The 2,834-nt window shown below is 45.8% G+C and carries 6 protein-coding genes; all 6 read left to right on the top strand.

The genetic code is table 11. The annotated features are described in order from the left end of the window. Positions 1 to 70: 70 nt before the first annotated feature. The 6 genes from N6G83_RS54110 to N6G83_RS54085 all read left to right on the top strand — a co-directional run bounded on the left by N6G83_RS54110 (position 71) and on the right by N6G83_RS54085 (position 2,795). Positions 71 to 463, top strand: coding sequence for a putative holin (locus N6G83_RS54110; protein WP_024529202.1), 393 nt, complete (start codon positions 71 to 73; stop codon positions 461 to 463). Then, positions 460 to 744 carry a phage holin family protein gene (locus N6G83_RS54105; RefSeq protein ID WP_211134554.1) on the top strand — a complete coding sequence of 95 codons (285 nt, stop codon included), beginning with the start codon at positions 460 to 462 and terminating at the stop codon, positions 742 to 744. Before N6G83_RS54110 ends, N6G83_RS54105 begins: the two co-directional genes overlap by 4 nt. After that, positions 741 to 1,367, top strand: coding sequence for a glycoside hydrolase family 19 protein (locus N6G83_RS54100; protein ID WP_260524417.1), 627 nt, complete (start codon positions 741 to 743; stop codon positions 1,365 to 1,367). Before N6G83_RS54105 ends, N6G83_RS54100 begins: the two co-directional genes overlap by 4 nt. Beyond that, entirely contained in the window at positions 1,364 to 1,702 is a 339-nt protein-coding gene (locus tag N6G83_RS54095; protein ID WP_211134560.1) for a DUF2570 family protein, read from the top strand. The genes N6G83_RS54100 and N6G83_RS54095 overlap by 4 nt, the downstream gene beginning before the upstream one ends. Before the next feature lie 265 nt (positions 1,703 to 1,967). After that, positions 1,968 to 2,288, top strand: a complete 321-nt coding sequence (locus N6G83_RS54090) for a GrlR family regulatory protein (protein WP_211134561.1) — start codon at positions 1,968 to 1,970, stop codon at positions 2,286 to 2,288. A gap of 297 nt (positions 2,289 to 2,585) precedes the next feature. After that, a complete protein-coding gene (locus tag N6G83_RS54085; RefSeq protein WP_211134562.1) occupies positions 2,586 to 2,795 on the top strand; it encodes a hypothetical protein in 210 nt (69 codons plus the stop codon). The last annotated feature ends 39 nt before the right edge of the window (positions 2,796 to 2,834 follow it).

Here is a 2,834-nt window from a genome sequence, read left to right as displayed (position 1 = left end):
CATGGGGTGGCCTTTTTCATTTCTTGCGCCCGGCGTTTGCTGAGCGAGCAGCAAACATTAAGGAGCAAATATGAGTGAGCCGATTACCGGAACCGGGGCGGCGGCAGCGGCAGTAACTGGCGTAACGATTGTTGGCGTATTTTCCAACCTTGATCCTGCTGTAGTAGTTGGTGCATTTGCAGGGGCAGCGGTTTTCGTCCTGTCTTCGAGTGACCTATCGAACTTCAAGAAAGTGTGGATGTTTGCTTCCTCGTTCCTTACTGGGATGTTTTCTGCAGAGTTCTTTGCAGACGTGATCGAGGCTTTCCTATCCGTTCTGCCAGGTAAACACATCGAAGTAGGGGACACAATCGGGGCGCTGGTGGGCGGTGCTGTAGCTGTGCGCTTGCTTATGTACCTCATTGCAAAATCTTCAGACCCAACAGCGCTGGACGATATTACCCGGCGAGGGGGAGACAGATGAATGAATACCTGCTGACAGTCAATGCTATCGCATGTGGTGCAACGGCCTTCCGCCTTATGGCATACCGCAGGAACGGGGCTACTCATCGACCCGTGGTTACATTCTTTGCATGGCTACTGATTGTAGCTTGCGCCTCGGTAACTATACGCATACTGACCGGCGATTATCAAAGCGCTAACTGGTCGGAAACTTTAATTAACATTGGGTTCTGTGTAGCCGTCTGGTCTTCAGGTGGCAACGTCATGCGCCTAGCTAAACCCCTTCAGAGAAAACAGTTATGACACAAAATCAATTTCAGCGGGCGGCAGGTATCAGCGCCGAGTTAGCTGCGCGTTGGTATCCTCACCTGGTGGCTACATTCAAAGAGTTCAATATCACCAAGCCGGTAGACCAGGCAATGTTTATTGCTCAGGTAGGGCATGAGTCCAGCGGTTTTAAAGTGCTGGTGGAGTCATTCAACTATACCGTTGATGGGTTAATGAGAACGTTTGGCCCGCTTACCAAAGCTAAACGGTTGAGTGAGTATCAGTGCAAAATGTTAGGCCGCACAATTCAGCAAAGCGCTAAACAGGAAGCAATCGCAAACCTGGTCTATGGTGGCCGGATGGGGAACAGTGCGCCAAGTGATGGTTGGAAATATCGCGGGCGTGGTTTAAAGCAGCTTACCGGCTTAAATAATCATCTCGCATGCGGCACGGCTCTTAAGCTCGACTTAGTGAGCCACCCTGAGCTATTGGAGCAAGACGTTAATGCGATGCGTTCTGCCGGTTGGTTCTGGTCAAGCAATAAGTGCGGGCAATATGGCTCTGATGTTGTTGCTGTAACTAAAGCAATCAATGGTGGCCTGAATGGTATAGATGACCGTAAGGTTCGGTTTGAGAAGGCCTGCAAGGTGCTGCTATGACAAGACTGACGAAATACGGATTAATCGCCGCGATTCTGGGTGCCATCTTGTTCTCTTGGACTAACTCGGTGCTGACCAGCAAACTCGATAAGGCCAACAAAGCTAACGAGCAGTTGGTAAAAGACGCGGAAAGCAAGGATGAAACGATCACCGTACTGAAAGGGTCCATCGACGCAGATCGGCGAGCGACACAGGAACAACTGAAAATAGAGCAACAGAAGAGGGAAAAGGCCGATGCTGAAAACAGAACGTTACGCGAAGCGCTGGAGCATAGCGACTGTAGCAATCAGCGCCTGCCTGATTCTGCTATCGACATCTTGCACGGAAAAACCTAAACCTGTACCGGCCCCACGGTTGATTTACGTCCTGCCACCTACAGCACTACTGCAACGATGTGAAAACTCTCCCTTTGAGGGTGTAACATTTGGTGATGCGGTAATAGCCTTACAGGTTAAGCAAAGTGAAATGAGCATATGCTCATCACGCATTGATGCTGTGATTAAGTGGATTAAGGATATCCAAAATAAGGAAGAAGACTTCGTTAAGTTGAGGTAATTTAGAGCGGTGCTATGTGGCACAACTCAAAAAACTGAGGCTTTAATGAAAAACGGAATTTATTACGTAGTTTTCCAAAGCAATAATCAGGACTTTGGTACTGGAACCGTTGTTGTCAAAGATAACAAAGTTAACGGTGGCGATTATGGCTTCACGTACAAAGGTATGGCTGATGGTAACAAGGTAACACTGCATGTATCACAGCATGACCGGAATGTGACCTCGGTATTTGGTGGGGTTTCTGCATTCAATCTTGATCTTGTGGTTAATGAGTCTGGTAATAATTATGTTCTCAAAGGAACGGTTGCAGGAATGCCATCGAGCCTCATACAAATTCAGGCTAAGTTTATTGGGGATATTATTTAATCTCCAATAATAAACTAAGGTCACTAATTAGTTTGGTGGCCTTTTATTGGAGTGTCATATGAAAATTTTATTTATAAAAGCGTGTTGTAAATTATCAGGTAAGTCAGTTGATAAATTGTCACAGGATTTTAGCATTAACTACTTCCTGACTCGTTCCAAAGTTCGCGCTTACTGGGCCACCATCTTTTCTTAATGTTATGTTTAAAATCCGAAAGGTAAGCGTTGAAAAAAAAGTATTAGCCCCCATTTTATTTTGATGCTTACCAATGCGGTAAGTATAAATAAATGGAGATCAGAATGCTTGAACGTTATTTTGCGCACGATACATCCGATCAAGAGCGTCGATTGCTTGCTGTCCAGGCTGCTTTGGAGATTGCTAAGGCATCTGTAGGGAATTGGCATGGGTCAGAGTACTCAAGGGTTGATGATGATTTGCAAACAGTAAAAAAAGAGTTAGTTGGATTAGCAGATGAAATCCAAGCCGCATTAGAGTTTGATGAAGAATAAAAACTGAATACTATTACTTAGATTTATCTGAAACCCAAA

The organism is Serratia sp. PL7, from assembly GCF_945957435.1.
The sequence above is the reverse complement of the archived record's forward strand: the minus strand, read 5'-3'. Positions and strand labels throughout refer to the sequence as shown.